The organism is Acidovorax sp. GW821-FHT09B03 (assembly GCF_059418305.1).
The window spans coordinates 1-27,000 of sequence record NZ_JBWKPP010000016.1 but is presented as its reverse complement, the minus strand read 5'-3'; the positions used below and the strand labels follow the sequence as shown (position 1 = coordinate 27,000).

The following is a 27,000-nucleotide window of genomic DNA, read 5'->3' as shown; positions in this document are numbered from 1 at the left end:
GCGTCCTCTTATTTCTGGATGAGGTACTCGGCCGAAGCCATGACCAGGAAGATCGCCGACGCGATGCGGTTGAGCTTGACGGCATCGGTGCTGGCTGCCGTGACCGGCGTGGCCTTGATCGCATCGCTGATCAATTTCACGGTGGCGGCCGACAGCTGGCCCGCGCACATCAGCAGGTTGATGCGCGCGACCAGGGCGTCGGGGTCGACGACCAGCACCATCTCGTGGGTGTACAGCGCCTTGATGTCGTAGCCGTTGGTGCCGTTGCTGCTGTTGAAGGGAACGTCCGGCGCATTCACGTAGATGCCGTTGCGGATCACGCCCTGGATGTAGTTCAGGTAGCCGCCCACACTGCTTTCGTTGACCAGCTGGAACTCGGGTGCGACCGCGCCACTCTGGGCCAGGGCGGTCGACGGCGGCACGTAGCCGGGCCGAAAGAAGTTGAACACCGAGGGCGAGCGCAGCGGGCTCTGGCCCAGCCGCGAACTGGCGGAACTGGTGTCCCCGATTTTCCAGCTGCCGAAGCCGGAGCTGATGTTGAAAGTGCGACCCCACTGCACGAGGCGCAGCATGGGCTCGCGCAGCTTGCCGAAGCCCGGCTGCGTGAGGCCGGCGGAAGAGCGCGCCTCGTCGTCGAGCAGGATGGCCCTGACCACCGACTTCATATCGCCGCGCACGCTGGCGCCGTTGTTGTTGAACACCGTGGCCACGCGTGCCACGTAGGCTGGCGAGGGGTTGCTGGTGACCAGGCGCTGGATCAGTTGCTTGCAGATGAAAGGCCCCACATTGGTGTGGTAGAACAGGGTGTCCATGGCCGTGGCCAGGGCTGCAGCCCCCGGCGTGTTGGCCGGAATGGTGGTGCCCAGGAAGCTGACTGCCAGGCTGGAGTGCAGCGAGGCATTGAGCGACATGGACAACCGCGTGAACGCCGTGTTGGGGATCGTGCGCGTGGTGCCTGGCACGGTGCCTTGCTGGTTCAGCGACTGGTTGTAGTCGTAGCCTGTGAACACGCGCGCCAGGTTGGTCACGTCGGACTGGCTGTAGCTCTCGATCGGCTGGCCCGCGCCGTCGCGGCGCACGGTGCCGTCGATGTTGAGCATGACCAGCCCGATGGACATGAGCTGCATGACCTCGCGCGCATAGTTCTCATCCGGCTGGCGGCCCGTGGCCGCGTTCTCCTTCTGGTTGCCACGGGTGTTGAGGTAGTAGCCCATGGCCGGGTTCAGCGACACATCCTGCAGCAGGTTGCGGAAGTTGCCGAACGAATGCAGGACCAGCGTGTCCCAGTAGTGCGCGATGGCGTGGCTGCGCCAGTTGAAGTCCAGGCCCGAGAGCGAGACCACGAAGATCTCCGACAGCGCGAGCGCCACGCGCTTGCGCAGGCCATCGGGCGATGTCATGAGCTGCGACCAGATCATGCAGTCGCCGGGGTAGGTGTTGTCGTAGTAGGCCGTGGAGTTGTCGACCGTGGCATAGCCGCGCTGGTTGAGCCATTCCCAGCCCGAGATGCCGATGGGCGCGTTGAACTGCGAATTCAGCCAGGCTTCGAAACCGATGGAGCGGACGGTGGCGATGTCCTGCGTGGTCGCCGCGAAGCCCGCCTGCAGCAGAAAGCGCGCAGCCTCCGGGTCGTTGAGCGGCCGGCCGCTGGAGAACACCGCATCGCCAAAGCTGGCCAGCGCGCCGACGTTGACCACGGCGTTGTTGGTGGGCGGGCCCAGCACCACCACGTTGCCCTGGTACACCCCCAGGTAGTTGCGCGTGCCGCCGTAGTAGCGGAACACGAGAGTGCCGTTGGTGATGGTGGCCTGGTGCGAGTCGAAGAACTGCGGGAACACCATCTCCGCCCAGTCCATCAGCTCATCGGGCGTGGGCGTGCGGCTGGCCGCCTGGTCCGACCGGAAGGAGCCCGAACCGCCCATGTCGCCCAACAGCGGCATGTGGGGGGCGTTGTCGGCCTGCCGCAGGGCCTGGGGGGCTTCGGCCTCGGCCTCGCCGCCGCCGCACGCGGCCAGCGCAGCGCTGGCCGCGACTGCAGCCGAGACCTTGAGCCACGGGGAGCCCACGGAGTCCGACGCGCCTGGTGCTGCATCGGCTGGCGACAAAGAGGAGGGCGCGCGGGCGGGCAACGGTGTTGCCAGCGCCGCATCGGTAGCTTCGTGGGCGTGTGTCATAGCGACTTTTGTGAAGATTTGTAGAGAAGTGTAGGCAACCTCCTACAAAAGTTGCATTCCCTACATGCTAGTAAGCGTTACCAAAAGAAACGCCCGGGTGCCGCCACAGAGAGCAGGCCGGGTTTTTCCGATGCATTGCTGCAACACCCGCTTTTTCGGCGATCACAAACGGCCCAAACGCCTTAACGGGCGGTTGTCCGGCAAAGCCGTAGGCATGCGCCGACGCGGGTTCCATGGTGCGGACTACGCCCCGCAGGCGGGCCCGTTCTTACAGTCTCTCCATCGCATCACGCAAGTGTTCCACGCAATCCGAGTGGATGGCTGAAGCGACATGTTTGGAGGATGCACACCATGAATGAAGACACCATCAAGGGCAACTGGAAGCAGTTCAAAGGCAAGATCACCGAGCAGTGGGGCAAGCTCACCAACGATGACCTCGACGTCATCGATGGCAAGCGCGAGCAGTTCCTGGGCAAGCTGCAGGAACGCCAGGGCATTGCCCGCGACGCCGCCGAAAAGCAGCTCAGCGACTGGCAGAGCCGCCACCCCGACTTCCGCTTCAACGACTGACATGGCCGTGGCGCACCGGTAGCCAGAACCCTCCAGGGCCCAATACCCTGCAGTTGGCGGGCCACCGAATGCACATCGCTCTTTCATCGCCCTACAAGACACCCTGAGACCCCGAGGAGAACACCATGAAATTTGCCCGTACCCTGATCGCTTCCATTGCCGCTGGCCTGCTGGCCACTTCCGCCATGGCCATGACCGACGCCGAGTACAAATCTGCCAAGGACAAGATCTCGGCCGACTACAAAGCCGCCAAGAAGAACTGCGACACCCTGAAGGACAACGCCAAGGACATCTGCGTCAAGGAAGCCAAGGGCGCTGAGAACGTGGCCAAGGCCGAACTGGACGCCCAGCACAAGCCTTCCGACAAGGCCACGAACAAGGCCCGCGTGGCACGCGCCGACGCCGACTACGACGTGGCCAAGGAAAAGTGCGATGACCTCAAGGGCAACGCCAAGGACGTGTGCGTGAAGGATGCCAAGGCAGCCCATACCACCGCCAAGGAAAACGCCAAGGTCGCCAAGGCCGCAGCCAAGCCCGCCGACAATGCCGCAGAAAAGGGCGCCCAGGTCGCCGAAGCCCGCAAGGACGCCACGGCCGAGAAGAACGAAGCCAACTACAAGGCCGCCAAGGAACGCTGCGACGCCATGAGCGGTGATGCCAAGTCCAAGTGCGTGGACGACGCCAAGCGCATGTACGGCCAGAGCTGAGCGCCCTGAACCCGGCCCCTGCTCCTGCAAGGAGCGGCGGTGCCCCAGGAGAGCCCCGCCCCGTGCGGGGCTTTTGCATTGGCGGCGCTGTCTGACCTGGGTCAAAGCGGCCCGGGCCGGGAGTCCCTAAGCTGGCCCTTCAATGGTTTGCAAGAACGGAATGGCACATGGCAGCACTGGAATGGTCTGACGCACTGGCACTGGACCTGCCGCTGATGGACGCAACCCACGAGGAGTTCGTCGACCTCCTGGCCCAGGTGGAGCGCTCGGACGACGCGCGGCTGCTGGCCCACTGGCAGGCACTCGTGGCCCACACCGAGCAGCACTTCGGCATGGAGGATCGGTGGATGGCCGCCACGCGCTTTGCCTCGGGAAACTGCCACAGCATGCAGCACAAGGTGGTGCTGCAGGTCATGCGCGAAGGCGCCGCGCAGGCGGGGCAGGGCGACCTGCAGGTGCTGCGCATGATGGCCGCCGAGCTGGCGCTGTGGTTTCCCCAGCATGCGCAGACCATGGATGCGGCACTGGCCCTGCACCTGCGCCGTGTGGGCTTCGATGCGTCCACCGGCGTGGTGAACGCACCCGAAGCGCTGCCCGGCGGGCTGGTGCATGGCTGCGGCGGTGCGGGCTGCTCGTCCCCGGCGCAGCCGGTGGTTGCCTGAGCCACTGCCGGGCCCCGCCCTCAGCGCTCCAGCAAGCCGGCCGGATGGCGCGGTAGCCGCAGGATCGCCATGTGCCACGACAGGTCGCGCAGCGCTGCGCGCAGTGCGGCCGAGATCGGCGTGCCCGGCGTATCCGGTGGGCCATAGGCGGCCCGCAGCACGGCCTGCTTGGCGCATTGCAGCGCAGCCCGGTCCTGTGCCCGCAGGGCGGCCAGCAACTGGTCGCGGTGGCGTTGCACGCGCCGGGCCTCGGCGCTCGACAAAGACCGTGCGAGCGCAGCGGCAGGCGCTGCCAAGTGCTGCTCCCAGGCCGACGGAGGCTGTCGCGTGGCGGACGTATTCACGAAGGGCTCCCTGGCTGGGTGGCGCTGGTCGATCCCGGGTGGGCGGGCGGGCGGGGCGTGTTGGCAGCCGGGGTCAGTCCGTACCAGTTGACCTTGCGGGTCAGCACCATCACGGCCGCCAGCACCAGGAAGAGCGCGATCGCACCCACGGCCAGCGCGGTCTGCTCCAGCTGCAGCAGCACGTAGAGCAGGCCATACAGCAGGGCAATGGCTGCGCCCAGCGGGATGCCGCGCGCCAGGCTGCCCAGCATGTGGCTCGCGTAGTAGGCCAGCAGCAGCACGCAGGCGGTGGCCGCGATGCCGTAGGCGATGCCGAAGGGCAGGTGCTCCGACAGGCTCACCAGCAGCAGGAAGAAACTGCACAGTGCGCTGCCCACCAGCAGGTACTGCACGGGGTGCACGCGCAGCTTCTTCATGAGCTCGAACAGGCCCACGGCCACGAAGGTCAGCGCGATGAACAGCACCCCGTACTTGGTGGCGCGGTCGGCCAGGGTGTAGGGGTTCACCGGGTCGACGAAGGCCACGCTGAAGCTGTCGGCGCAGTCGCTGGCGGTGCCGCCACCCGGTGCCGCGTACTCGTTCGGGCTGTCCTGGCCGTTCACGCAGATGCGCTTGCTGTTGGCGATGTCCTGCTGGGCCGTGGTGGCCAGCGACGACAGGCGCCATTGGGCGGTGAACCCGTCTTTCGTCACCTCGCGTTCAGAGGGGAGAAACCGCCCCGAGAACGAGGGATGCGGCCAGCCGCTGGTCATCTGCACCTCGGTGCTGCCGCCCAGGGGCACGATGGAAAGGCGCTCGGTGCCCACCAGTTCCAGGTCCAGCGTGGCCGTCAGGCCCTCGGCCCGGCCGCGCACCGACTCGGGCAGGCTGGCATGCAGGCCGCGCGTGTAGGTGGGGTGGAAGGTGCCGGGCTTGAGCGGCAACGCCTGCTCGCCCAGCGTGACCTGGGCCATGCGGATGCCGCGCGCATCGCCCACGGCCACCATCAGGATGGGGGCGCCGCAGTGCATGCGCGAGCCCTTCATGGTGCTTTGCGGCTGCAGGCTGCCAAGCGCACCCCACTGCGCGGTGATGTGCGACTTGAGGTTGAAGGTGTTGACCTTGTGCAGGCCGCGGGCGCGTTCTTCCATCGCGGCGCCGGTGCGCAGCTTGAGCTGCTCGGGCATGGCCGTGAGCAGGAATTCGCGGCGCTGCTCCACGGTGCGGCGCTCCTCGCCCTTGCCGGTCTCCACATCCCAGCTTTCCACGCAGGCGCTGTGGATCATCGGGCCCATCAGCGTCTGCGGTCCGGCTAGGCTGTCGGCCACGCTTTGCGCCGTCATGCTGCGGTAGCGCTGCCGGTCGCGCACCACGTCCTCGATCAGGCCCAGCCCGACCATGAGCAGCAGCACGATGGCTGCCAGCCCCAGCAGCTTGATGAACAAGGGGTGTTTCAAGGAGTCCTCCACAGGTGATGAATGTGCAGGCAGTGTTGGCGGCGGGTGTGAGGGGGCAATGAAGTTTGTGAGGGCTGTGTGAAGTGCCGGTGCGATGGCAAAATGGCCCCGATGCCAGCCCCAGGATGGCGTATCGGAGAGATTGCCATGCGCCGCGCTTCCCGCTTCATGCCCCCTGTTTCGCGCCAGCCCCCACCATGGCGGTGGGCCGGCCGCCTCCTCGCGGCGGCTGTTTCGTGCGCCTTGCTCTGGGTTCTTTGGACCCATCCCCTTGCGGTGTGCGCTTCGGCCATCGTGCTGTGGGGCCTGGTCACCGTCTCCGACTGGCTGAACGAAAAGCACTTCGCGCGGCTGATGCGAGCGCGCGCGGGCGAGTCGATCTGCCAGTTCGCCCGGTCCGTCGACTGCCGCAGCGTGGATACCTGGGTGGTGCGTGCTGTGTATGAAGAACTTCAGGCCGGACTGGCGCTGCAGGGGATGCGGTTGCCGATGCGGGTGACGGACCGGCTCCAGAAGGACCTGCGCCTGGATGCCGATGACCTGGACCTGTCGCTGGTGCCGGACATCGCCCAGCGCGCGGGCCGTGACCTCTCATGCACCCAAGGCAACCCGTTCTACGGCCAGGTCACCACAGTGGGTGACCTGGTGCACTTCCTGAATGCCCAGCCTCGGTTGGCCGTTGCGAAGTAGGCGCCCCGAAACTCCAGCTCCACCCGCAGCCCCGGCGCCGTATTGCGCACCGCCATCTGCCCGCCGTGCAGCGCCATCACGCGCCGCACGATGGCCAGGCCCAGGCCGGAGCCGCTGCGCGCGCCGTCGGGCCGGGCGGTGGTGAAGAAGCGCTCGCCCAGCCGGGGCAGGGCGTAGTCGGGCACGCCGGGTCCACTGTCCTGCACGGCCACGGTGGTGCCCGCCAGTTCCACGCGCACCGTGCTGCCGGCGGGGGCGAAATCGATGGCGTTGTCCAGCAGGTTGGTCAGGGCCAGGGTCACCAGTTCCGATTCCCACGGCCCGCTGGCACCGCTGCCGGTGATGGCCAGGCTGATGCCGCGCTGGCCCGCGCGCCCCTGGGTCTGTGCCACGGCAGCGCCCGCGCAGTCCTGCAGCGCCACGGGGGCCTGGGCGTCGGCATGGTGGCGCTGCTCCAGCTTGCTCAGCTCCAGCAGGCGGTCGATGATGCGCTGCAGGCGCTCGCTCTGCTGCACCACCTGGGTCGCGAACTCGGCGCGGTCGGCAGCCGGCAGCTCGTCCTGCAGCAGCTCGCCCGCGCCGCGGATGGCGGCCACGGGGCTTTTGAGCTCGTGGGTGAGGGCGCGCACATAGCCCTCGATGTAGTCGCGGCCCTCGAGCCGGGCGCGCATGCGGTCCATGGCACGGGCCAGGTCGCCGAGTTCGCCGGGCACCTCGGGGACTGCCAGGGCCGTGGTGGGGGGGCTGTCGTGGTCGCCGGCCGCCGGGCCCTGCACGCTGAGGGCGTAGTCGCGCAGGCGGCGCACGTTCCACACCATCCACAGCGTCACGGCCACGCCCACGGCGGCCGACAGGGCCAGCAGCAAAACCCCGCTGGCCAGCACCTTGTTCTCGGCCCGGTCGATGAAGCGCTGCACCGTGCGCGTGGGCTTGGCCACGGTGAGCACGCCGACGATGCGGCGCTCGCCGGCGCTGTGGCCCGGCGCATAGATGGGGGCCGCCACATGCATCACGCCGCTGGCATCGTCGTCCGGCACGTCGCGGGTGGAGCGCGCGCCGTACTCGCCGCGCAGCGTGCGCGCCACGTCGCGCCATTGCGAATAGTCGGCGCCCACGGCACGGTTCTCCGAGTCGAACAGCACCCGGCCCGCGGCGTCCGTCACGTAGATCCGGTAGTCCAGCGACTGCTTGGAAAAGCCCCAGATCGCCGCATCGATGGGCCGCGTGGCATAGATGCGCACATGCCGGGCAAAGGCGCTGTCCACCGCGCCACCCTCCAGCCGCCCGGCCACCAGGTCGTCGCTGGCCAGCTCGGCCAGGATGTTGGCCGTGTCCACCATCATGTCTTCCATCACCTCGCGCACGCTGGGCTTGATCTCGGCGGTGAACACGCGCAGCACGAAGAACGCGGCGATGCCGTTGATCAGGAAGAACGCGAACAGCAGGCGGATGCCCAGGCGCATAGGCGGCAGTCCTTGTCTACAGATCCAGGCAGTAGCCCATGCCGCGGTGGGTGCTGATGTACTCGCGGCCGGCATCGACCTCGCGCAGCTTGGCGCGCAGGGTCTTGATGTGCGTGTCCACCGTGCGGTCCGTGCTCTCGCTGTCGTCGCCCCAGGCGGCGTTGAGCAGCGCGTCGCGCGAGTGGATGCGGCCCGCGCCGCGCAGCAGACAGGACAGCAGGCGGTACTCGCGCCGCGTCAGCGCCAGCGGCTGGCCGCGCAGGCTGATGCGCTGGCCGGCCTCGTCGTCGTGGAACAACGGGGCAGGGGCCGCAGCGGCGACGGCAACCGCCTGGGTACCCGCGCGGCGCAGCAGGGCCTTCACGCGGGCAGACAGCTCGCGCGGGCTGAAGGGCTTGGCCAGGTAGTCGTCGGCACCCAGCTCTAGTCCCAGCACGCGGTCGATCTCCTCGCCGTGGGCGCTGAGCACGAGCACGGGCAGGGCGGCCGTGGCCGCGGTGCCGCGCAGCTCGCGCAGCAGGTCCAGGCCGCTGCCATCGGGCAGACCCACGTCCAGCACCAGCAGGTCGAAGGAAGAGCGCGCGAGCTGCTCGCGTGCGTCGTGCACCAGCACGCTGTGCGCCACCGCCAGGCCTTCGCGCTCCAGCGCATACGCCACGGTGCGCGCAATCGCCGGGTCGTCCTCCAGCAGCAGCAAGCGCGCCGGCAGAGTGCGTGCGGGGAAGCTCAACGCGCCACCAGCACCGGGAACAGCTTGCCAAGGCCGTCGGCCATCACCTCCACGGCCAGCGCCGCGAGGATCAGGCCCATGAGCCGCGTCATCACGTTGATGCCGGTCTTGCCCAGCACGCGAGCGATCGGGTCGGCCAGCGAGAAGCACACGGCCGTGGCCAGCGCGATCACCACGCCGTAGCCCACCAGCGCCACCTGCTGCCAGATGGTCTGGGCGCGGTCGGCATAGATCACCACGGTGGACATGCTGGCCGGCCCGGTCAGCAGCGGAATGGTCAGCGGGACCACGGCGATGCTGGAGCCCGCCGCCGCCTTCTCCACGCCTTCCTCCAGCTCATTGGTCATGGGCTTGGCCTCGGCCGGCTGGGCGTTGAGCATGTTCATCGCGCTGATCAACAGCAGCATGCCGCCGCCCACCTGGAAGCTCTGCAGCGAGATGTTGAAGAACTCCAGGATCTGCAAGCCCAGCAGTGCACAGGCCGCGATCACGCAGAACGAGGCCAGTGCCGCGGTGCGGATGGTGGCGCGCCGCTGCGCGGCCGAGAAGCCCTGGGTGTAGTGGATGAAGAAGGGCACGATGGCCAGTGGGTTCACGATGGCCAGCAGCGTGATGAGTGGTTTCAGATCCATACAGTTCTACCTTCCTCCAGAGACATCCAACAGTGACATGGTCGTGTAGGGCGAGGCGTCCGACATCAGCCACACGATGGCCTGCGCCACCTCCTGGGCGGTGCCGCCGCGCTGCATGGGCACCTGGTGCGCCAGGTCGCGCACGCGCTCGGGCAGGCCACCGCTGGCGTGGATGTCGGTCTCGATCAGCCCGGGCCGCACGGCGTTCACGCGGATGCCCTCGGCCGCCACCTCGCGCGCCAGGCCCAGGGTGAAGCTGTCGATGGCGCCCTTGCTGGCCGCATAGTCCACGTACTGGTGGGCCGAGCCCAGGCGCGATGCGGCGCTCGACACATTGACGATGGAGCCGCCCGTCCCGCCATGGCGCGTGCTCATGCGGCGCACCGCCTCGCGGGCGCAGACGATGCTGCCGATGACATTGGTCTCGAACATGCGGCGCAGGCGCGCCACGCTCATCTCGTCCACGCGCTGGGTCACGTCCACCACGCCCGCGTTGTTCACCAGCGCGCTGAGGCGGCCCAGTTGCGCATCCACGGCGGCGAACATGGCCAGCACCTGCTCCTCGTGGGCCACGTCGCCTTGCACCGCAATGGCGCGGCCGCCCTGCGCGCGGATCTGTGCCACCACGGCATGGGCCGCCGCTTCGTTGGCCTGGTAGTTCACGGCCACGGCCCAGCCCTGGCCGGCGGCCAGCAGGGCAGTGGCGGCGCCGATGCCCCGGCTGCCCCCAGTGATCAATGCAACTTTGTCCAAATCGGCGTCTCCTGCAAGAATGGGGCATTACAGCATTCCCCAGGGCCTTTGCGGGCCCGGGTTCGCCTCCTCTTTTCCCTTTGTCCGGTTTTGTCTTCAAGGAGTTGCAGCATGGGTCAATTTGTCGATCTGAAGTCCGCCGATGGTTTTGTCTTTCCCGCCTGGGTGGCCGAGCCCGACACCGCGCCGCGCGGCGCCGTGGTGGTGCTGCAGGAGATCTTCGGGGTCAATTCACACATCCGCGCCATCGCCGACCGCCTGGCCGCGCGCGGCTACCTGGCCGTGGCGCCGGCCACGTTCCACCGCGTGGAGCCGGGCGTGGAGCTGGGCTACACCGCAGAGGATGTGTCTGCCGGCGCCGCCCTCAAGGCCGCGGTGGAAGGCCTGCCCGCCCCCGGCGTGCTGCCGGACATCCAGGCCGCCATCGACTATGCGGCTGAGCGCTCTGGCCGCAAGGTCGGTATCGTGGGCTTTTGCTGGGGCGGCCTGTTGACCTGGCGCTCGGCCTGCCTGCTCCAGGGCCTGTCGGCCGCCGTGCCCTACTACGGCGGCGGCATCACCACCGAGGCCGAGACCGCGCGCCAGCCCCAGGTGCCCGTGCTCGCCCACTTCGGCCAGCGCGACAAGCACATCCCGGTGGATGGCGTGCAGGCCTTCGCGCGCGCCCACCCCGAGGTGGAGGTGCATATCTACGAGGCCGACCACGGCTTCAACTGCGACCAGCGCGGCAGCTACGACGAAGCCTCGGCCCTGGCTGCGCGCGACCGCACGCTGGCCTTCTTCGACAAGCACCTGGGCTGACGCCATGGCCCGACGCTTCCAAGGGCTGGGGGGTTGGCTGCTGGCAGCGGCCTGCGCAGCGGGCGCCGCGCAGGCCGCCGACTACACCGGCCCGCTGTTCGACGCGCACCTGCACTACAACGAAGAGGCCTGGAACGGCCAGAACGGCCCGCACCCGCCGGCCGACGTGATCGCACGCATGAAGGCCTCGGGCGTGCGCGCCATCGTCGCCAACTCGCGGCCCAACACGGGTTCGCTGGCGCTGGCAGCCTCCAGGGAGGTGCGCGATGCCGGCATCACCGTCGTGCCTTTCGTGCGGCTGTACCGCAACCGCGAGGACTACAGCAACTGGTTCCGCGACGAAACCATCTACGAGATGGTGCAGGCCGAACTGGCCAAGGGCACGGCCTCGGGCCCCTACAAGGGCATCGGCGAGTTCCACCTGTACGACAGCGCCAATGCCGACGGCCCGGTGGCGAAGAAGCTCATGGCACTGGCCGAGCAGCGCGACCTGGTGGTGCTGGCCCATGTGGACGATGCCGCCATCGACCTGCTGATGGCCAACACCCCTTCCAAGGGGCAGAAGGTACGGCTGATCTGGGCGCACACGGGCATCGGCGGCGCACCGGTGGAGCGGGTGGACGCGCTCATGGCGCGTTACCCAGGCCTGGTGGGAGAGCTGTCCTACCGCCCGGGCCTGGTCTGCGACAACGAGCAGCTGTGCCCGGCCTGGCGCGCGCTGCTGCTCAAGTACCCCACGCGCTTCGTGATCGGCTCGGACACCTGGGTCAACCAGCGCTGGCAGCACTACGAGGGGCTCATGAAGGGCTACCGCAGCTGGCTGGGCGGCCTGCCGCCCGCGGTGGCGCAGGGTGTGGCTTTTGGCAACAGCGCGGCTTTGTTCGGCATTCCCGTGCCAAGCAAATAGAGCCCCGTGGCGCGCTCTGGCCTATGATTTCCGCGCAGGTGCGGCGCGGCCAGGGGGTTCCCCTGGCATGCCGGCCTGCATTGCGGAGACAAGCCCTTGAAAAACACAACAACCCTTTCCTTCCATTTTGGCCACCGTCCCGTGGCCCGCAGCGCCTGCGCACTGGCCCTGGCGGCCGCCAGCCTGGGTTTCGTGGCGCCAGCCATCGCGGCCACGGCCTTCGAGCCAACCCAGAACGTGCAGGGCACGCCCTTGGTGCTGCAGGGCGCGGGCACGCGCTACCGCGCCGTGTTCAAGGTCTACGACATGGCGCTGTACCTGCCCAAGAAGGTGCGCACGGCCGACGAGGCGCTGGCCGCCACCAGCGGGCCGGTGCGTCTGCAGTTCGTCGCCCAGCGCGACATCCCGGGCACGGACCTGGGGCTGTCGTTCATCAAGGGCCTGTCTGCCAACGCCACGCCGGACCAGATCCGGCGCCACACGCCGTCGAGCAACCGCCTGGTCGAAGTCTTCTCGGGCCGTACCAAGCTGGCCTCGGGCGATACCTTCGCGATGGAATTCGTGCCGGGCAAGGGCACCACCTTCTTCATCCAGGGCCAGCCGCAGGGTGCGCCCGTCGGCGATGCCGAGTATTTCGGCATGGTGTTGCGCATCTGGCTGGGGGCCTCACCGGTGGACAACCAGCTCAAGGACGCTTTGCTGGCATCCGGCACCAACTGACCTGCCCCCCTGCGAGGGCGGGGCCGTCGGCCGTCAGGAGCCTGTACGGGCCAGGTAGCGCTTGCGCCAGAAGACCGCCACCAGCACCACCGCAATGGTGATCATGGAGCCCATGGCCCACCAGAAACCGTCCTGCTTGTGGATCAGCGGGATAAATTCGAAGTTCATGCCGAAGATGCCGGCGATCAGGTTCAGCGGCAGGAACACGGCCGTGAGCGCCGTCAGCGTGCGCATGATGTCGTTGGTGCGGTTGCCCTGCACCGAGAAATGCATCTGCACCGCGGTCTCGGTGTTCTGCTCCATGCGGCGCACGTGGTGCACCACGCGCTCGATGTGCTCGAGCACGTCGCGGCTGCGCACCTTGAGCAGGTCCAGGTCGCGCAGGCCCGTGGGGGACTCGGGCACGGCCCAGGTCTCCAGCGCATCGATCCAGTCCTGCACGGCCGTGTGCTGGTCTTCGCAGATTTCGTCCAGGGCATGCAGCGACAGGCGCGCTTCCAGCAGCGAGCTCCAGTTGACGTAGCGTGCGCGGGGCCGGAGCAGCTCGGTCTGCCAGTGCTCCAGCTGGCGCGCGATTTCGCGGCGCAGGTCCAGGTAGCCATCGACCATGAGGTTCACCACCCGCAGCATCAGGTCGGCGGGCGAGGTGGGCTTGCGCAGCCCCGAAGCCGTGGGATTGGCCCGGCCCTCGCGCGGGTCGCTGGGCGCTGGCGCCAGCAGGCGCGCCGCATAGGCGTCGCGCACGCTGCAGTCGCCCGGGTGTACGGTGAGCAGCACATTGTCGAACACGGCAAAGCCCACCGCGCTGGTGTCGATGCGCCGCAGCACCGGCGGGCCGCCCCGCCGGGGTGGGGTGGGCGGGGCCACGGCATCCTCGCCCGTGGGGGCCGTGGTCAGGCGGCGGAACACCAGCAGGTCGTACTGCGAGGTGTAGTCGTAGTGCGAGGGCAGTTGCACGTTGAGCAGGTCGGCCACGTGCAGGTCCACCAGCTGCAGCCCGGTCAGCCGCAGCAGGGCGGCCTGCACCTCGGCCAGCTGGGCCTGGAAGACCGGCCGTGCGCAGGCGATCCAGACATAGCCCTGGGCCGGCGGCTCTGCAGGGATGGCGTCGAGCTCCTGCGCCCCGCTGCTCTGGATGTGGAAGATGCGCATGGAAGCTGGCAGATCGGACACGTCGGGTGCTATCGGTTCAGGAGCAGGCGTGCCGCATCGCGCGCGAAGTAGGTCAGCACGCCATCGGCGCCCGCGCGCTTGAAGGCCAGCAGGCTTTCCATCATCACCGCGTCGTGGTCGAGCCAGCCGTTGGCGGCCGCGGCCTTGAGCATGGCGTACTCGCCGCTCACCTGGTAGGCAAAGGTGGGTACGCGGAACTCGTCCTTCACGCGGCGCACCACGTCCAGGTAGGGCATGCCGGGCTTGACCATCACCATGTCCGCACCCTCGGCGATATCGAGGGCCACCTCGCGCAGCGCCTCGTCGGTGTTGCCGGGGTCCATCTGGTAGACGTTCTTGTCGGCCTTGCCCAGTGCGCCGCGCGTGCCCACCGCATCGCGGAAGGGGCCGTAGAAAGCGCTCGCGTACTTGGCGCTGTAGGCCATGATGCGCGTGTGGATGTGGCCCTGCACCTCCAGCGCCTCGCGGATGGCGCCGATGCGCCCGTCCATCATGTCGCTGGGGGCGACGATGTCCACGCCCGCTTCGGCGTGCGTGAGCGCCTGGCCGGTGAGGATCTCCACCGTGTCGTCGTTGATGATGTAGCCGGTGTCGTCGAGCACGCCGTCCTGGCCGTGGCTGGTGTAGGGGTCCAGCGCCACGTCGGTCATCACGCCCAGGGCCGGGAATTCCTTCTTCAGGGCACGCACCACGCGCGGGATCAGGCCCTCGGGGTTCAGGGCCTCCTTGCCATCGGGCGTCTTCAGGGACGGGTCGATGGCCGGGAACAGGGCCAGCACCGGGATACCGAGCTGCACGCAGTCTTCCGCCACGGGCAGCAGCAGGTCCAGGCTCAGCCGGTCCACACCGGGCATGGAGACCACGGCCTCGCGCCGGCCTTCGCCCTCGTGCACGAACACGGGGTAGATCAGGTCGTGCGGGGTCACGCGGTGCTCGCGCACCAGGTTGCGGGTGAAGGCATCGCGGCGCAGGCGGCGCGGGCGGTTCTGCGGGAAGGGGGCGGGGCTTGGGAGGTGCATGGGGAAAATTGTGCCTCAAGCGCTGGTACCGGGGCTGCCGCAGGGGGTCTTGCGCACGTGTCAAACCCTGCTTGTATGCCCCGCGGGCTGGTGCTAAATTGGTTCCGGGCAGCTTGCTGCCCCCCGCTTTTCCTCCCTGAGCGGGGCTCTGGGCTGCCGCAATGCAGGCAGGGCTTTCGAAGCCCGGCAGCTTTTGCCGGGCTTTTTTTTGCGGCACCGTCCACCTTGCCCGCCCTGGCTGTGCATCGCCAGCGCGGGTTCAGCGTTCCCTTAAACTGCCGCCATGCTCTGGGTCAAAGCCTTCCACATCGTCTTCATCGCCAGCTGGTTCGCCGGCCTGTTCTACCTGCCGCGCATCTTCGTCAACCTGGCCATGGTGGCGCCGGGCTCGGTGGCCGAGCGCGAGCGCCTGATCCTCATGGCGCGCAAGCTGCTGCGCTTCACCACCTTGCTGGCCGTGCCGGCGCTGGCCCTGGGCCTGTGGCTGTGGATGGGCTATGGCATCGGCCGCGGGCCGGGCAATGGCTGGATGCATGCCAAGCTGGCCGTGGTGGTGCTGGTGATCGGCTACCACCATGCCTGCGGCGTGCTGCTGCGCAAGCTGGCCGACGGCACGAGCCGCCGCAGCCACCGGTGGTTCCGCTGGTTCAATGAGGTGCCGGTGCTGCTGCTTGTGACCGCGGTGGTGCTGGTGGTGGTCAAGCCCTTCTGACCCCCCGAGGCACGCCACCCCGTGTACAAGAGCTCCGCAGGTCCCCTGGCGCTGATCTACGCGGCGCTGATCGTCTTCGCCAGCCTGTTCCCGTTCGACGGCTGGCGTGCGCAGGGCATCGACCCCTGGGTGTTCCTGGCCTCGCCGATTCCGCCGCCCTACTGGACGGGCTTTGACGTCACCTCCAACCTGGTGGGCTATGCCCCGCTGGGTTTTCTGCTGGCGCTGGCGCTGCTGCGCATGCGCTGGCGCTGGGGCGCATGGGTGCTGGCCACGCTGGCCGGCGTGCTGCTGTCGCTGAGCCTGGAGTTCCTGCAGATCTACCTGCCCCGGCGCGTGCCCTCCAACATGGACCTGCTGCTCAACTCGGCGGGCACGCTGGCCGGGGCGCTCACGGCCGCGGCGCTGGAACGCCTGGGGGCCATCGACCGCTGGAGCGACTTTCGCAACCGCTGGTTCGTGCAGGATGCGCATGGCGCCCTGGTGCTGCTGGCGCTGTGGCCCCTGGCCCTGCTGTTCCCGGCGGCCCTGCCGTTCGGTCTGGGGCAGGTGCTCGAGCGGCTGGAAGGGGCCTTGGTCGAGATCCTGGCCGACACCCCGTTCCTCGACTGGCTGCCCATGCGCGACACCGCGCTCGACCCCCTGTCTCCCGGTGGCGAGCTGCTGTGCGTGACGCTGGGCCTGCTGATTCCCTGCCTGCTGGGCTACTGCATCATCCGCGAGATGGGGCGCCGGGCCCTGTTCGCCCTGGCCGTGGTGGTGGTGGGCGTGGTGCTCACGGCCCTGTCGGCGGCGCTGAGCTGGGGCCCCGCCCATGCCTGGGAGTGGATGGGGCTGCCCGTGCGCGTGGGCGTGTGGGGCGCCCTGGCGCTAGCGGTGCTGCTGCTGGCGCTGCCCCGGCGTGCCTGCGCCGCCGTGCTGCTGCTGGTGCTGGTGTGGCACCTGGGCCTGCTCAACCAGGCCCCCACCAGCGCCTACTTTGCCCAGACGCTGCAGGCCTGGGAGCAGGGGCGCTTCATCCGCTTCTACGGGCTGGGCCAGTGGCTGGGCTGGGTCTGGCCCTATGCGGCGCTGGCCTACGTCGTGGTGCGCGTCGCCCGGCGCGACACCTAGCCGACTGCGATCTCCGCCGGATCTGCCATGCCAGGCCCAGCGCAAGAGAGGCCGAAGCGCTGTTGCGGGCGCACCATCGCCTGGCCCCGGATTGCGAAAAGCATCCCATCAATCCTACAATGATAATTATTCGCATTTAAAAGTCGGGTGCCGGGCACCCCGAAAAGAGGTTCCCATGCCGGCTGCCGAGCCCGCCCTGCAGCAGATCCACACGCTTTACCGCCACCACCACGGCTGGCTGCATGGCTGGCTGCGCCGCCAACTGGGCAACAGCTGCGATGCGGCCGACCTGGCGCAGGACGTGTTCATGCGCCTGCTGGCACGCGAGACGCTGGAGACCCCGCGTGAGCCGCGCGCCTACCTGGGCACCATCGCCCGTGGCCTGGTGGCCGACCACTGGCGCCGCCGGGCGCTGGAGCAGGCTTGGCGGGACACCCTGGCCCATCTGCCCGAGGCCGAAGCACCATCGCCCGAAGACCGGTTGGTCCTGCTCGAAACGCTCGTCGCCATCGACCGCATGCTCGATGCGCTCAAGCCGCGCGTGCGCACGGCCTTCCTCTGGGCCCAACTCGAGGGGCTGACCTGCCCGCAGATCGCCGAGCGCCTGGGCGTCTCGCTGGCCACCGCCGAGCGCTATGTGGCCACGGCGCTGCGCCACTGTTATGCACTGCGTTTCGGCCCATGAAGACCGGCGTTGACCCGCTGCCGCAGGGCGTGGTGGACGAAGCCATCGCCTGGGCCGTCAAGCTCGACTTCAGCACGCCCACGCCGCGCGCCCGCGCCGCCTTCGAGCGCTGGCTGCAGGCCGCGCCGGTCCACGCCAGCGCCTGGGAGCGTGTGCAGTCGCTGCGCGGTGACTTCGCCGCCGTGCCGCCCGCGCTGGCCCTGGGCACCCTGCACGCCGCCGAGGCGCAGCGCCAGCGCCGCCGCCAGGGCCTGCGCCTGCTGGGTCTGGCAGGCATGGCCGTCGCCGCGGGCTGGACGGTGCGCGAACATGCGCCCTGGCAGCGCCTGCTGGCCGATGCCAGCACCGGCGTGGGTGAGCAGCGCACGCTGCGCCTGGACGATGGCACCACCGTCGTGCTCAACACCGACACGGCGCTCTCCTCGGCCCTGTCCCCCGAACTGCGCACGCTGAGGCTGCACCGCGGCGAGATCCTGGTGACCACCGGCGCCGATGCGGGTGCACCGGCCAGGCGGCCCTTCTGGGTGCAGACGCCGTTCGGTGCGCTGCAGGCGCTGGGCACGCGCTTCGTGGTGCGGCTGGAGCCGGGCCGGGCGCGCATCAGCGTGCAGGAAGGCGCCGTGCAGATGCACCCGGCCGAAGACACGGCCTCCCGCATGGCGAGGCCGGGCGATGCCTGGTGGCTCGGCGCCACGGGGGCCCAGCCGGCGCCGCCGCTGGGCTTCGATGCCGACGGCTGGGCCGATGGCGTGGTGGCCGGGCAGGACATGCGCCTGGCCGACCTGCTGGCCGAGCTCGCGCGCTACCGGCACGGCCGCATCGTCTGCGACGAGCGCGTGGCCGGCCTGCGCGTCTCGGGCGTCTACCACGTGCGCGATACCGACCGGGCGCTGCAGTTCCTGCTGCAGACCCAGCCGGTCGAGGTGGTCTACCGCACCCGGCTGTGGGTCTCGGTGGGGCCATCGACCCCGGCTTGAAAAATATTTCCCGAAAAAGTGAGGGGATCGGGCGTTTCGAGCGGCCTCCCTGGTGAAAGCCTCCCCTGGGCACCTGCCCCGGGGTCCCTCCACCGTCCTGGAACCGCCGCCGCCATGCCCCGTACCGACCGCCGTTTTCCCTCGCGCCCGACCGCCGCTGCCCTGGCCTGCATGCTGGCATGGGCCAGCCTGCCGGCGGCTGCCCAGCCCGCCACGGCCGCGGCCCCACCCGCCAGCGCAGAGAGCCGCAGCTTTTCCATCCCGGCCGGCCCGCTGGGTGCCGGGCTCGACCGCTTTGCGCGTGCCGCGGGCGTCAACCTGAGCTACGAGCCCGCGCTGGTGGCCGGCCTGGCCACGCCGGGCCTGTCGGGTGCCTGGCCGGTGGGTGCAGCGCTGGCGCGCCTGCTGGCTGGCACGGGCCTGGAGGCCCTGGCGCAGCCGGGCGGCGGTTATTCGCTGCGCCGGGCGGCGGCTCCCGCAGCGCCCGCCGGGGCCGACGGCGCCACCACCACGCTGCCGGCCGTGCGCGTGACGGCCAGCCAGGAGCTGCCGGGCGAGCTGCCCAGCGCCTACGCCGGCGGCCAGGTGGCGCGCGGCAGCCGCACCGGCATGCTGGGCAACAGCGATGTGTTCGAGACGCCGTTCAGCACCAAGGCCTGGACCAGCGAACTGGTGCGCAACCAGGGCGCGCGCAACGTCAACGACATGGTCGCCAACGACCCGTCCATCCGCACCAGCCTGTCGGCCACCTCGCCGCTGGACCAGAGTTCCATCCGGGGCTTCCTGACCAACAGCGATGCCTACCTGTTCGATGGCCTGGAGGGCTTGTTCGCGTACAGCAATATCCCTGTGCGCCACTATGAGCGGCTGGAGGTGCTCAAGGGGCCGGCCGGTGGGCTGGTCGGGGCGTCGGGCTACGGCGCCACGGTGGGCGGCAGCTTCAACCTGGTGCCCAAGCGGGCCACCGATGCGCCGGTGCGCTCCGTGTCCATCCTGGCGCTCGACAAGTCGCTGCTGGGCGCACATGCCGACATCGGCCAGCGCTTTGGCGTGGACAACCAGTTCGGTGCCCGCCTGAACCTATCGGCCGAGGATGGCAAGCTCTACGATGGCGCCCAGCGGCGGCTGATCGCACCCCAGGTGGCGCTGGACTACCGGGGTGACAGGCTGCGCGTGGTGCTGGACGCGGGCAGCACGCGGCGCGAGTCCTCGCCGCTGTTCGGCCACTGGCTGCTGCAGGCCGGTGCGGCCGTGCCGGCAGTGCCCGATCCGCACGTGCACGCCAAGCCCTCCTGGGAAGCCATGGACCTGCGCCAGACCTACGGCCTGCTCAGCGCAGAATGGGATTTCGCGAGCGGCTGGACGGCCCATGCCCGCCATGGGCGCCTGCGCGAAGCGCCACCGGTGCGCCAGTACGTGGACCAGACCACGGTCGACGGCGCGGGCCGGGTGCGCTACACCAGCGCCTCCAGCCTGCTCTGGACCCAGGCCAACCAGGTCACCGACCTGGGCGTGCGCGGCGAATTCCAGTGGGGCGCCACGCGGCACAAGCTGGCCGTGGGCACGGTGCTGCAGCGCCAGCAGCTGCAGAACCTGCGCTCCATCTCCGTGCCGCTGGCCGCGCCGGTGGTGAGCAACATCTACCAGCCGCTGGCCGTGCCCGACCCGTTTGCCAACGGCATCCCCAGCGTACCTGGGGTGGACAGCCCGGCCCTGCACCTGGACAGCCTGGCCGTGGCCGACACCGTCGCGTTGCTGGACGACCGCCTGCTGCTCACGGCGGCCGTGCGCCACCAGCGCATCGAGAAGGCGCCGTACCGCCAGTCGCGCGTCACGCCCACGCTGGCGGCGTTGTACAAGCTGGGGGGCGGGCTCTCGGTCTATGGCAACTATGCCGAATCGCTGGCCCAGGGCGCGATTGCGCCCGCCGGCTCGGCCAATGCGGGTGAGCAGCTGGAACCCTACCTGTCCAAACAGCACGAACTGGGGCTCAAGTGGGACCAGGGCAGCTACGGCATCACCGCCGCGTACTTCGACATCCGCCGGGCCACGGCCTTCGTGGACGGCCGCAATGTGTTCCGCGCCGCCGGCCTGCAGCGCAACCGGGGTGTGGAGCTGGAGACCTTTGGCGAGGTGGCGCGCGGCCTGCGCCTGCTGGGCGGCGTGGCCTGGACGGATGGGCGCATGTCGCGCACGGCGGGCGGCACGGCCGATGGCAAGAAGGCCATCGGCGTGCCTGAAATCACGGCCAACCTGGGTGCCGAGTTCGACCTGCCGGCCGTGCCGGGGCTCACGCTCACGGGGCGCTACCTGCACACCGGCGGCGCCTTCGTGGACCTGGCCAACACCCAGCGCGTGCCTGCCTGGAACCGCATCGACGTGGGCGTGCGCTACCGGACCGCGGTGGGCGACGGCACGACCATGACCCTGCAGGCCGGCATCACCAACCTGGCGGACAAGGCCTACTGGACGATTGCCGGGCGCAACTTCATCGCGGTGGCGCCGCCACGCACCTGGCAGGTGTCCGCCAGCTTCGATTTCTGACCCCGCAGGTTCGATTCCTGTCTGTGGGACGCGGCCCTTTTGCGGGGCCGCTTCTCCCTGTGGGGGTTATGGGTGCGGGCTGGCGCGACGCCCGCTTCTAAAATGATGCCATGACCGACACCTCCACGACGGCACCGGCGGCACAGCCGGGCTATTACCAGCGCCACATCTTCTTTTGCCTGAACGACCGCACCAACGGTGAGGACAGCTGCGCCCACCATGGCGCGCAGGCGGCCTTCGACCGCTGCAAGTCGCAGGTGAAGGCCGCCGGCCTGTCCGGCGCCGGCAAGGTGCGTGTGAACAAGGCGGGTTGCCTGGACCGCTGTGCGGGCGGGCCGATCGCCGTGGTCTACCCCGAGGCGGTCTGGTACACCTTCGTGGACAACGCCGACATCGACGAGATCGTCGAGTCCCACCTCAAGAATGGCCAGGTGGTCGAACGCCTGGTGACGCCGCCGGAACTCGGGCGCTGATTTCCATTCAGAGCGCAGTCGCCTCTCCTGATTTCAGGCTGCCTGCCTTGTCCCTTTTGTGCAGGCCGCTATTGACCTGGTAGCAAATTCCGTGAATTCCCAGACCGAACGCCTGACCCTGACCGGCGCCGCCGGCGCCATCGAGGCGGTGCGCGACGCCGCCGTGCTGTCCGAGGGTGCTGCCGCACCGCGCGGCATCGCCGTCATCGCCCACCCCCATCCGCTGTTTGGCGGCACCATGGACAACAAGGTGGTGCAGACCCTGGCGCGGGCCTTCGTGCACAGCGGCTGGACGGCGGTGCGCTTCAACTTCCGGGGCGTGGGCGGCAGCGCCGGCACGCACGACGAAGGCCGGGGCGAAGCCGAGGACTTCCTGGAGGTGGTGCGCCAGGCGGCGCCCGAGGGGCCGCTGGCCCTGGCCGGCTTCTCCTTCGGGGCGTTCGTCACCAGCCATGCGCTGGCCAGCCTGTGGGGCGAGCGCGCCATCGAGCGTGTGGTGCTGGTGGGCACGGCGGCCAGCCGCTTCACCGTGGCCCCGGTGCCCCCCGAGGCGCACGAGCGCACCCTGGTCGTGCATGGCGAGCAGGACGACACCGTGCCCCTGGCGGCGGTGATGGACTGGGCACGCCCCCAGATACTCCCTGTGACAGTCGTCCCCGGTGGGGGGCATTTCTTTCACGGACAATTGCCGCTTCTGAAAAACCTGGTGACCCGCCACCTGCTGGCCGGGGCCTGACGCTCCACGGCCAGCCGGTGCGCTGCGCACACCGCACGCCGCTATCCCGCTGCTTTCTGCTGTTTTCTCTCCTCTTCTCTCACCCGAATGCCCGTTTCCATGAAGTCCCTCTTGCCCACGCTGCGCTCCGTTCTCCTCGCCGCGGTGCTTGCGCCCGCCGCCCTGTGGGCGCAGGTGCAGGCCCCGCAGCCGCCCGAGATCGCCGCGCGCAACTACCTGCTGCTGGACATCACGGCCGGTCAGGTGCTGGCCGCCAAGGACATCGACGTGCCCGTGGAGCAGGCTTCGCTGACCAAGCTGATGACCGGTTACCTGGTGTTCGACGCCCTGCGCGCCAAGAAAGTCGCCCTGGACCAGAAGCTGCCCGTGAGCGTGCTGGCCTGGAAGATGCCCGGCTCGCGCATGTTCATCGACCCCAAGATGCAGGTGCCGGTGGATGACCTGATCAAGGGCATGATCGTCCAGTCGGGCAACGACGCCACCATGGCGCTGGCCGAAGGCGTGGGCGGCACGGCCGAGAACTTCGTCAAGCTGATGAACGACCAGGCCAAGGCCCTGGGCATGAAGAACACCGCCTACAAGAACCCCGAGGGCCTGACCGAGCCCGGCCATACCACCACGGCGCGCGACCTGGGTGTGCTGGCCAGCCGGCTCATGAAGGACTTCCCGGAGTACATGCACTACTACGCCACCAAGCAGTACAGCTACCCGGGCACGCCCGTCTCCAACGGCAACAACCGCAACTCGCTGCTGTTCCGGGACCCGACGGTGGATGGCCTCAAGACCGGCCACACCGCCGCTGCCGGCTACTGCCTGGTGGCCACCTCCAAGCGCGACTTCCCCAACGTGGGCCAGCGCCGCCTGCTGTCCATCGTGCTCGGCGCCGCCAGCGAGAACGCCCGTGCCAATGAAAGCCAGAAGCTGCTGAACTGGGGCTATACCGCCTTCGAGGCGGTCAAGCTGTTCGACGCGGGCCAGCCCGTGGCCACCCCTGCCGTCTGGAAGGGTACGGAAAATACCCTCAAAATCGGCCGCAGCGAGGCCATCGTGGTGGCCGTGCCTTCGGGCAGTGGCGGCAAGATCAAGACCGAGATCGCCCGCCCCGATCCCCTGGTGGCGCCTTTCACCAAGGGCCAGGCCGTGGGTTCGCTGAAGGTGGTGCTGGGCGAGCAGACGCTGGCCGAGGTGCCCCTGGTGGCGCTGGACGGCGTGGCGCAGGCCGGCATCCTGGGCCGTGCCTGGGACGCCATTCGCCTCTGGATCAAGTAAGGGCTTCCAAGAGCAGCAAGACGCCAGGGCAGGCGCAAGAACGGTCGACCGGGTTGCACGGAAAACCGCGTGCCGCTTGCCCGTCGGGGCTCATGCTGCTACATTAGAAGGCTTTTCGGAAATTCCGAAGGGTTTCACGTTTTCGTTTTTTACGTTTAGGGACGTATTCATGCCAACCATCAATCAACTAGTCCGTCAGGGGCGCGAGGTCGAAAAGATCAAGTCCAAGAGCCCTGCGATGGAGAACTCTCCCCAGCGCCGCGGCGTGTGCACCCGTGTGTACACCACGACGCCAAAGAAGCCTAACTCCGCTCTGCGCAAGGTCGCCAAGGTTCGCCTGACCAACGGCTTCGAAGTCATTTCCTACATCGGCGGCGAAGGCCACAACCTGCAGGAACACAGCGTGGTGCTGGTTCGCGGCGGTCGTGTCAAGGACTTGCCCGGTGTGCGTTACCACATCGTGCGCGGTTCGCTCGACTTGCAAGGCGTGAAAGACCGCAAGCAATCGCGCTCCAAGTACGGTGCCAAGAAGCCAAAGGCCAAGTAAGCCCTGGCGGTTGTGTCTCCATCGGTGTTTGATTCGCCTGGCAGGCGCAGTCAAACGAAGTGACCCCAAGCGCGGAGTGTTCCGTGTGGGTCGAGTAAGTGGGGTTCTGAATGAATCTCGCGGTGTCTGAAAAGATGCCAACTGAAGCAATATGAGGTGAAAAATGCCACGTCGTCGCGAAGTCCCCAAACGTGAAATCCTGCCGGATCCCAAGTTCGGCAATGTAGAGCTGTCCAAATTCATGAACGTGATCATGGAAGGCGGCAAGAAAGCTGTTGCAGAACGCATCATTTACGGTGCCCTGGAACTGATCGAGAAGAAGCACCCTGACAAGGACCCGCTGGAAGCCTTCACCGTTGCCATCAACAACGTGAAGCCCATGGTCGAAGTGAAGTCCCGCCGCGTCGGCGGTGCCAACTACCAGGTGCCCGTCGAAGTGCGCCCTGTCCGTCGCCTGGCCCTGTCCATGCGCTGGATCAAGGAAGCGGCCCGCAAGCGCGGCGAAAAGTCGATGGCCCAGCGTCTGGCCAACGAGCTGCTGGAGGCCACCGAAGGCCGTGGTGGTGCCATGAAGAAGCGTGACGAAGTTCACCGCATGGCCGAAGCCAACAAGGCATTCAGCCACTTCCGCTTCTAAATCGACGAACTGCCCTCGTCGCCAAGCGCAAGGCTGCCGGCATTTTTGCCTGCAGCCTTGTGGCGATTGAGGCGGTCACAAAATTGACGGGTTGCAGCGCCACAATGCTGGGCCCCTCCCCCGAATAACACGACCCATCCAAGGATCCACCATGGCTCGCAAGACTCCCATCGAGCGCTACCGCAATATCGGTATCTCGGCCCACATTGACGCTGGCAAGACCACGACCACCGAACGTATCCTGTTCTACACGGGCGTGAGCCACAAGATTGGTGAAGTGCACGACGGCGCTGCCACCATGGACTGGATGGAGCAGGAACAAGAGCGCGGCATCACGATCACCTCGGCTGCCACGACCTGCTTCTGGAAGGGCATGGACAACTCTTACGAAGAGCACCGCTTCAACATCATCGACACCCCCGGTCACGTGGACTTCACGATCGAAGTGGAACGTTCGATGCGCGTGCTCGACGGCGCCTGCATGGTGTACTGCGCCGTGGGTGGCGTGCAGCCCCAGTCGGAAACCGTCTGGCGCCAGGCCAACAAGTACAAGGTGCCACGTCTGGCCTTCGTGAACAAGATGGACCGTACCGGTGCCAACTTCTTCAAGGTCTACGAGCAGATGAAGCTGCGCCTGAAGGCCAACCCCGTGCCCGTGGTGATCCCGATCGGCGCCGAAGACAAGTTCACCGGCGTGGTCGATCTGCTGAAGATGAAGGCCATCCTGTGGGATGAAGCCTCGCAGGGCATGAAGTTCAGCTACGAAGAAATCCCGGCCGACCTGGTGGAATCCGCCAAGGAATGGCGCGAGAAGATGGTGGAAGCCGCTGCCGAAGCCTCCGAAGAGCTGATGAACAAGTACCTGGAAGAGGGCGACCTCTCCGAAGCCGAAATCAAGTTCGGCCTGCGTACGCGCACCATCGCCACGGAAATCCACCCGATGCTGTGCGGCACCGCGTTCAAGAACAAGGGCGTGCAGCGCATGCTCGACGCCGTGATCGACTACCTGCCAGCACCGACGGACATTCCTGACGTGACCGGTACCGACGAAGACGAAAAGCCAGTCACCCGCAAGGCGGACGACGGCGAGAAGTTCTCGGCCCTGGCATTCAAGCTGATGACCGACCCGTTCGTGGGCCAGCTGACCTTCGTGCGCGTGTACTCCGGCGTTCTGAGCAAGGGCGACACCGTCTACAACCCCATCAAGGGCAAGAAGGAACGTATCGGCCGTATCGTGCAGATGCACGCCAACGAGCGCCAGGAAGTCGAAGAAATCCGCGCCGGCGACATCGCTGCCTGCGTGGGCCTGAAGGACGTGACGACCGGTGAAACGCTGAGCGACATCGACTCCCAGATCATTCTGGAGCGCATGGTGTTCCCCGAGCCTGTGATCACGCAGGCCGTGGAACCCAAGACCAAGGCCGACCAGGAAAAGATGGGCATCGCACTGCAGCGCCTGGCTGCAGAAGATCCATCCTTCCGCGTGAAGACCGACGAAGAATCGGGCCAGACCCTGATCGCCGGCATGGGCGAGCTGCACCTGGAAATCATCGTCGACCGCATGAAGCGTGAATTCGGCGTGGAAGCCAACGTGGGCAAGCCCCAGGTTGCCTACCGCGAAACCATCCGCAAGACGGTGGAAGAAGCCGAAGGCAAGTTCGTGCGCCAGTCCGGCGGCAAGGGCCAGTACGGTCACGTCGTGCTCAAGATCGAACCCAACGAAGCCGGCAAGGGCATCGAGTTCGTCGACGCGATCAAGGGCGGTGTGGTTCCTCGCGAATTCATCCCGGCCGTGGAAAAGGGTATCAACGAAGCCGTCACGCAAGGCGTGCTGGCCGGCTACCCCGTGGTCGACGTCAAGGTCACGCTGCACTTCGGTTCGTACCACGATGTGGACTCGAACGAACTGGCGTTCAAGATGGCTGCCATCTTCGGCTTCAAGGAAGGCTGCCGCAAGGCCAACCCGGTCATCCTGGAACCCATGATGGCCGTGGAAGTGGAAACGCCTGAAGACTACGCCGGCACGGTGATGGGCGATCTGTCCTCCCGCCGCGGCATGGTCCAGGGCATGGACGACATCCCGGGCGGTGGCAAGGCCATCCGCGCCGAAGTGCCGCTGTCGGAAATGTTCGGCTACTCGACCTCGCTGCGCTCCGCAACGCAAGGCCGCGCCACGTACTCGATGGAATTCAAGCACTACAGCGAAGCGCCTCGCAACGTGTCCGAAGCCATCATGGCTTCGCGCGCCAAGTAAGCAATCCGCAAGAGACTGCCGCCAGCGCCTGCATGCAGGTGCCGGCGGCCGCCTCGACCCTCTTTCGCAAGATTTTGCAGTCTGCGATCCGGTGCCGCCCCGTTGCCTGTGCAGGGCGAACCAGCAACCGGATGCAGACGTTAAACCACAACACAGGCATTGCTCTTTGGAGAATTGAAAATGGCAAAAGGTAAATTCGAACGGACCAAGCCCCACGTCAACGTGGGTACGATTGGCCACGTGGACCACGGCAAGACGACCCTGACGGCGGC

At 67.9% G+C, this 27,000-nt stretch carries 28 protein-coding genes; 19 read left to right on the top strand and 9 right to left on the bottom strand.

The annotated features are described in order from the left end of the window. Nucleotides 1–8: 8 nt before the first annotated feature. The gene (locus AC07PA_RS23930) at nt 9–2,174 is read right to left on the bottom strand and encodes a DUF1800 domain-containing protein (RefSeq protein WP_494609012.1); all 2,166 of its coding nucleotides are present in this window, start codon (nt 2,172–2,174) and stop codon (nt 9–11) included. A gap of 351 nt (nt 2,175–2,525) precedes the next feature. Between AC07PA_RS23930 and AC07PA_RS23925 the strand changes: the two genes are divergently transcribed. The 3 genes from AC07PA_RS23925 (at nt 2,526) to AC07PA_RS23915 (ending at nt 4,113) form a co-directional block, all read left to right on the top strand. Then, nucleotides 2,526–2,744 carry a CsbD family protein gene (locus AC07PA_RS23925; RefSeq protein ID WP_007851196.1) on the top strand — a complete coding sequence of 73 codons (219 nt, stop codon included), beginning with the start codon at nt 2,526–2,528 and terminating at the stop codon, nt 2,742–2,744. A gap of 125 nt (nt 2,745–2,869) precedes the next feature. Further along, nucleotides 2,870–3,451 (top strand): hypothetical protein, encoded by a 582-nt coding sequence (locus AC07PA_RS23920; protein ID WP_494609013.1) that lies wholly within the window; start codon nt 2,870–2,872, stop codon nt 3,449–3,451. 167 nt (nt 3,452–3,618) lie between these two features. Continuing rightward, nucleotides 3,619–4,113, top strand: a complete 495-nt coding sequence (locus AC07PA_RS23915; protein WP_494609014.1) for a hemerythrin domain-containing protein — start codon at nt 3,619–3,621, stop codon at nt 4,111–4,113. Nucleotides 4,114–4,133: 20 nt separating this feature from the next. Here AC07PA_RS23915 and AC07PA_RS23910 read toward each other — a convergent pair whose 3' ends face one another. Both AC07PA_RS23910 and creD read right to left on the bottom strand, forming a co-directional pair. Then, entirely contained in the window at nt 4,134–4,457 is a 324-nt protein-coding gene (locus AC07PA_RS23910; RefSeq protein ID WP_494609015.1) for a hypothetical protein, read from the bottom strand. Next, nucleotides 4,454–5,893 carry a cell envelope integrity protein CreD gene (creD, locus tag AC07PA_RS23905; RefSeq protein ID WP_494609016.1) on the bottom strand — a complete coding sequence of 480 codons (1,440 nt, stop codon included), beginning with the start codon at nt 5,891–5,893 and terminating at the stop codon, nt 4,454–4,456. The genes AC07PA_RS23910 and creD overlap by 4 nt, the downstream gene beginning before the upstream one ends. A gap of 147 nt (nt 5,894–6,040) precedes the next feature. On the opposite strand from creD, the gene AC07PA_RS23900 reads away from it, so the two are divergent. Further along, nucleotides 6,041–6,583, top strand: coding sequence for a hypothetical protein (locus AC07PA_RS23900; protein ID WP_494609017.1), 543 nt, complete (start codon nt 6,041–6,043; stop codon nt 6,581–6,583). Here the strand turns inward: AC07PA_RS23900 and creC are convergent. Genes creC through AC07PA_RS23880 form a run of 4 tightly spaced genes read right to left on the bottom strand, consistent with a single transcriptional unit; the run spans nt 6,508 to nt 10,161 of the window. Further along, nucleotides 6,508–8,046, bottom strand: a complete 1,539-nt coding sequence (gene creC, locus AC07PA_RS23895; RefSeq protein ID WP_494609018.1) for a two-component system sensor histidine kinase CreC — start codon at nt 8,044–8,046, stop codon at nt 6,508–6,510. The two genes, AC07PA_RS23900 and creC, sit on opposite strands and share 76 nt — an antisense overlap. A gap of 16 nt (nt 8,047–8,062) precedes the next feature. Further along, nucleotides 8,063–8,755: a two-component system response regulator CreB gene (gene creB, locus AC07PA_RS23890; RefSeq protein WP_494609028.1), complete on the bottom strand. Its 693-nt coding sequence runs from the start codon at nt 8,753–8,755 to the stop codon at nt 8,063–8,065. 17 nt (nt 8,756–8,772) lie between these two features. Beyond that, entirely contained in the window at nt 8,773–9,408 is a 636-nt protein-coding gene (locus AC07PA_RS23885) for a MarC family protein (protein WP_007851175.1), read from the bottom strand. 6 nt (nt 9,409–9,414) lie between these two features. Then, on the bottom strand, nt 9,415–10,161 hold the full coding sequence (locus AC07PA_RS23880) for an SDR family oxidoreductase (protein ID WP_494609019.1): 747 nt from the start codon (nt 10,159–10,161) through the stop codon (nt 9,415–9,417). A gap of 111 nt (nt 10,162–10,272) precedes the next feature. Here AC07PA_RS23880 and AC07PA_RS23875 point away from each other — a divergent pair, with 111 nt between their 5' ends. From AC07PA_RS23875 to AC07PA_RS23865, 3 genes are all read left to right on the top strand, one after another. Beyond that, nucleotides 10,273–10,962, top strand: coding sequence for a dienelactone hydrolase family protein (locus AC07PA_RS23875; protein WP_007851172.1), 690 nt, complete (start codon nt 10,273–10,275; stop codon nt 10,960–10,962). Nucleotides 10,963–10,966: 4 nt separating this feature from the next. After that, a complete protein-coding gene (locus AC07PA_RS23870) occupies nt 10,967–11,869 on the top strand; it encodes an amidohydrolase family protein (RefSeq protein WP_007851171.1) in 903 nt (300 codons plus the stop codon). 96 nt (nt 11,870–11,965) lie between these two features. Continuing rightward, nucleotides 11,966–12,589 (top strand): chalcone isomerase family protein, encoded by a 624-nt coding sequence (locus AC07PA_RS23865; RefSeq protein ID WP_494609020.1) that lies wholly within the window; start codon nt 11,966–11,968, stop codon nt 12,587–12,589. 33 nt (nt 12,590–12,622) lie between these two features. On the opposite strand, the gene AC07PA_RS23860 is transcribed toward AC07PA_RS23865, so the two are convergent. Continuing rightward, on the bottom strand, nt 12,623–13,741 hold the full coding sequence (locus AC07PA_RS23860) for a magnesium transporter CorA family protein (protein ID WP_007851167.1): 1,119 nt from the start codon (nt 13,739–13,741) through the stop codon (nt 12,623–12,625). A gap of 29 nt (nt 13,742–13,770) precedes the next feature. After that, complete coding sequence (hemB, locus tag AC07PA_RS23855; RefSeq protein WP_494609021.1) at nt 13,771–14,781, bottom strand: porphobilinogen synthase; 1,011 nt, start codon at nt 14,779–14,781, stop codon at nt 13,771–13,773. Between the two features lie 283 nt (nt 14,782–15,064). On the opposite strand from hemB, the gene AC07PA_RS23850 reads away from it, so the two are divergent. The 12 genes from AC07PA_RS23850 to AC07PA_RS23795 all read left to right on the top strand — a co-directional run. Continuing rightward, nucleotides 15,065–15,493, top strand: a complete 429-nt coding sequence (locus AC07PA_RS23850; RefSeq protein WP_007851160.1) for a CopD family protein — start codon at nt 15,065–15,067, stop codon at nt 15,491–15,493. A 21-nt stretch (nt 15,494–15,514) separates the two neighbouring features. After that, nucleotides 15,515–16,606 (top strand): VanZ family protein, encoded by a 1,092-nt coding sequence (locus tag AC07PA_RS23845; RefSeq protein WP_007851158.1) that lies wholly within the window; start codon nt 15,515–15,517, stop codon nt 16,604–16,606. A gap of 175 nt (nt 16,607–16,781) precedes the next feature. Then, complete coding sequence (locus tag AC07PA_RS23840; protein ID WP_494609022.1) at nt 16,782–17,291, top strand: sigma-70 family RNA polymerase sigma factor; 510 nt, start codon at nt 16,782–16,784, stop codon at nt 17,289–17,291. Further along, nucleotides 17,288–18,268 carry a FecR domain-containing protein gene (locus AC07PA_RS23835; RefSeq protein WP_494609023.1) on the top strand — a complete coding sequence of 327 codons (981 nt, stop codon included), beginning with the start codon at nt 17,288–17,290 and terminating at the stop codon, nt 18,266–18,268. Before AC07PA_RS23840 ends, AC07PA_RS23835 begins: the two co-directional genes overlap by 4 nt. Nucleotides 18,269–18,382: 114 nt before the next feature. Next, entirely contained in the window at nt 18,383–20,812 is a 2,430-nt protein-coding gene (locus AC07PA_RS23830; protein ID WP_494609024.1) for a TonB-dependent siderophore receptor, read from the top strand. Between the two features lie 110 nt (nt 20,813–20,922). Further along, nucleotides 20,923–21,285 carry a (2Fe-2S) ferredoxin domain-containing protein gene (locus tag AC07PA_RS23825; RefSeq protein ID WP_007851146.1) on the top strand — a complete coding sequence of 121 codons (363 nt, stop codon included), beginning with the start codon at nt 20,923–20,925 and terminating at the stop codon, nt 21,283–21,285. 91 nt (nt 21,286–21,376) lie between these two features. Continuing rightward, on the top strand, nt 21,377–22,021 hold the full coding sequence (locus AC07PA_RS23820; RefSeq protein ID WP_494609025.1) for an alpha/beta hydrolase: 645 nt from the start codon (nt 21,377–21,379) through the stop codon (nt 22,019–22,021). 99 nt (nt 22,022–22,120) lie between these two features. Further along, nucleotides 22,121–23,290 (top strand): D-alanyl-D-alanine carboxypeptidase family protein, encoded by a 1,170-nt coding sequence (locus AC07PA_RS23815; RefSeq protein WP_471635608.1) that lies wholly within the window; start codon nt 22,121–22,123, stop codon nt 23,288–23,290. 169 nt (nt 23,291–23,459) lie between these two features. Next, nucleotides 23,460–23,837, top strand: a complete 378-nt coding sequence (rpsL, locus tag AC07PA_RS23810; protein ID WP_007851137.1) for a 30S ribosomal protein S12 — start codon at nt 23,460–23,462, stop codon at nt 23,835–23,837. A 163-nt stretch (nt 23,838–24,000) separates the two neighbouring features. Next, nucleotides 24,001–24,474 carry a 30S ribosomal protein S7 gene (rpsG, locus tag AC07PA_RS23805; protein WP_005798541.1) on the top strand — a complete coding sequence of 158 codons (474 nt, stop codon included), beginning with the start codon at nt 24,001–24,003 and terminating at the stop codon, nt 24,472–24,474. Between the two features lie 151 nt (nt 24,475–24,625). After that, on the top strand, nt 24,626–26,728 hold the full coding sequence (fusA, locus tag AC07PA_RS23800; protein WP_007851118.1) for an elongation factor G: 2,103 nt from the start codon (nt 24,626–24,628) through the stop codon (nt 26,726–26,728). Nucleotides 26,729–26,908: 180 nt separating this feature from the next. Continuing rightward, the coding region (locus AC07PA_RS23795) for a GTP-binding protein (protein WP_005434227.1) at nt 26,909–27,000 on the top strand (92 nt) is incomplete at its 3' end.